The organism is Microcystis sp. M113S1 (assembly GCF_020246945.1).
Classification (GTDB): Bacteria; Cyanobacteriota; Cyanobacteriia; order Cyanobacteriales; family Microcystaceae; genus Microcystis.
Map to the genome: position 1 here is coordinate 1 of NZ_JADBSA010000167.1, position 3,263 is coordinate 3,263.

The window sequence follows — 3,263 nt, forward strand, 5'->3', positions numbered from 1 at the left end:
GGGAGTGATCAGGGGGAAAATTCAGGTACTTTTTCCCTGAAAATTAGGTAGTTGACCACCTGAAAATCGGTAAAACCCATCCCCCATCCCCCATCCCCCAACCCCCAACCCCCACCGAAAAACTTTTTCAGCAGACCCTAACTATGCTGCCCCGAATCGCACTGTCATGACCGATCAAACTAGAGCCAGATCGGCCATAATTGCTGTAAGCTAGTATTCGATTTTTTAACAAAACCTTTAGAATAGACTTTCAAACCAGTTCGATCGATCAGTCCCCTCTTGGAAAAAGGAAATTGTAACCATCGTGTCCACCAGTACCCTCGGCAATCAAGACAAAGAGCAGAAACCTAATAGTGACTCGGATAGCTTTTTCCAAGGAGTCTCTAGAGTTGCAGGAGGAACCGCTCTCGGCCTGTTGATGGTATCCACGGCCGTGGTGACGGGGGCTGTGGTAGGATTAGCGATTAGTTACCGCAATCTACCCGATGTGAGGATTTTACGGGGTTACGTCCCCACGGAAACCAGTTATATCTACGATGTTAAAGGCAGACCCCTGACCAGCTTACACGGAGAAGCGAATCGGGAAGTGGTGGAACTCGATCAAATATCTCCCAATCTGAAACGCGCAGTGATGGCGATCGAAGATAGCCATTTTTATCACCATCGTGGTATTAATCCTAATAGTATCGGCCGGGCAGTAGTCGCTAACTGGAAAAGTGGCGGTGTGGTGGAAGGTGCATCTACTATCACCATGCAGTTAGTCAAAAATATTTTTCTTTCCCATCAGCGCACCGTTAGCCGTAAATTAGCCGAGGCAGTCCTGGCAGTACGAGTGGAACAGGTTTTTAGCAAAAATGACATTCTGGAAATGTACCTCAATAATATCTATTGGGGTCATAATAATTACGGAGTGCAAACCGCCGCTAAAAGTTATTTTAATAAACCCGCTGTCGAGTTAAATTTAGCAGAATCGGCGATGATGGCCGGATTAATCCAAGCGCCGGAAGTTTATAGTCCTTTTAATAATTATAAAACCGCCAAGGAAAGACAGGCACTGGTTCTCAGTCGGATGCGTAGCTTAGGTTGGATTACCCCCGCACAGGAAGAGGCCGCTTTAAAGGAACCTCTGAAACTGGGTAAACCCACCGCTTGGCAAGAAAGTAAATTACCCTACGTTACCGATGCAGTGGTGGCAGAATTGCGGCAAAAATTTGGCAAGGAAACCCTAACTAAAGGGGGAATGCGGATTCAAACCACGATCGATCTCGACTTTCAAAACATGGCCGAATCTACCATCCAACGAGCCTATAATAGCTTGCGTGGTCGCGGTATTCGTACCAAAGACCTACAAATTTCTCTAGTCGCAGTGGATCCCCGCACCCATTTCGTCAAGGCGCTCGTCGGTGGCGTTGATTACAATAAAAGTCAATTAAACCGCGCCATTCAATCCCGTCGTCAACCGGGGTCAGCTTTTAAACCTTTCGTCTATTATACTGCCTTCGCTAGTGGTCGTTTTACCCCCGAAACCGTGGTTAATGATGCTCCCATACGTTTTCGCGAGGCCGGCGGCTTCTATAGCCCAAAAAACTACGGTGGCGGCTATTCTGGTCAAGTTTCCCTGCGTAGCGCTCTGATGCAGTCTCTGAATATTCCCGCAGTTGTTCTCGGTCGTCGCGTCGGGTTGAATAAAGTCATTGAAGTCTGTCGTCTGTTGGGTTTCGAGAGTCCTTTAATTGCCGTGACTTCTTTACCTTTAGGTTCCGTGGATGTGACACCTCTGGAAATGGCGGGGGCCTACGCTACTTTTGCCAGTAATGGCTGGCATTCTGAGCCTACCTTTATCATGCGTGTTACTGATAGCCGTGGTAACGTCATGCTCGATAATACACCCAAACCGAAGCTAGTTTTAGACCCCTGGGCCACCGCTTCTCTTAATTCTGTGTTACAGGGAGTGATTCAGGGAGGAACAGCCACCTCGGCCCAAATCGGTCGTCCGGCAGCGGGAAAAACCGGTACTACCGATAACGAGAAAAATGTCTGGTTTGTCGGTTATGTTCCCCAATTAGCCACCGCAGTTTGGATTGGAGATGACCGAAACCGCACTTTAGGTAAAGGTATCACCGGTGGTGGTTTTGCCGCTCCCATTTGGCGCGATTTCATGGCACAAGCGCTTAAAAATGAACGGGTAGAATATTTTCCCTCTCCTTCTAAATTCCGCAAACCAACGGTTAAGTAGATGGTTAATCTAATTGGTTATGCCAGCGAACATTTTCGTTAAATAGTCAGAATAGTTAAGAAATCGACCCATTTGATTGAGATAGCCAATTCTCCTCAAATATGCCTGAATCGTCGGTAAGCAACCCAGATAAAGTTCATTTATAATAAAGTCACAAAAAAACCTTTGCTTGAACCGATGACGACTTCCTTGACTCAGGGTATCAACCTTGAAGATTTCCTCAAATTGCCATATTTGGAGGATTCTCCAGCATGGGAATACCTGGATGGAGTCGCAATTCAGAAACCGATGCCTAAGACTCGACACTCTATCCTACAAAAACGTCTTTTAGCTGAGGTTGACAGCCACACTGCTGATTATACAGCCTTACCTGAGTTGCGATGTACCTTCGGCGGGCGTTCGATCGTTCCTGATGTGGCGGTAATTGCATGGAATCGAATTAACCTGAATCAAGCAGGTGAACCAGAGGACGACTTTAGGGAAGCACCTGATTGGACTATCGAAATTCTTTCACCCGATCAAAAGGTAAACCGTGTAATTGACAACATTCTACATTGTTTAAAACATGGCAGTAAATTAGGATGGATGCTTGATCCAGATGATTATTCTGTTTTAATGTTTACGGACCAACAAGAGCCGGAAGTTTGCAGAGGGGATCACCAACTTAAGGTAATTGCAGGGGTTGAGTTGACACTGACTCCACAACAAATCTTTGCATGGCTAAAAGTTGGTCAAGCTAGACAAAGTAAGTAAAAGTCTGGGGAGAAGCACGAGGACTAACTTGGTCGTTAGACGGAATTCACTTCTTTTAAGGTTAAGTAAGTGGTTATAATTAAATTGGTTCTTCGTTACTTGGTATGGTTCGATAGGGGGGCATAAATCGACTAAATCCTTATCTGGCAAGAGATTTAATTGATTGGTTCGCTCTAGATCAAAAACAGTTGACAAAAATTGCCTAAGATCTTTCTCTATAAGGGTTTCATCCCTTATAACCCCCGTCTATTGCATAACACAAACCGAAGAACCA

The 3,263-nt window shown here is 45.7% G+C and carries 2 protein-coding genes; both read left to right on the forward strand.

Annotated elements, in window-relative coordinates; genetic code table 11:
- Positions 1–304 precede the first annotated feature (304 nt).
- On the forward strand, positions 305–2,236 hold the full coding sequence (locus IM319_RS08555; protein WP_287684235.1) for a transglycosylase domain-containing protein: 1,932 nt from the start codon (positions 305–307) through the stop codon (positions 2,234–2,236).
- A gap of 177 nt (positions 2,237–2,413) precedes the next feature.
- Complete coding sequence (locus IM319_RS08560; protein ID WP_287735294.1) at positions 2,414–2,989, forward strand: Uma2 family endonuclease; 576 nt, start codon at positions 2,414–2,416, stop codon at positions 2,987–2,989.
- Positions 2,990–3,263: the final 274 nt, after the last annotated feature.

What these genes read in the sequence shown, in the direction of transcription:
- IM319_RS08560 (WP_287735294.1), top strand. Translation starts at nt 2,414, where the DNA reads ATGACGACTTCCTTGACTCAGGGTATCAACCTTGAAGATTTCCTCAAA.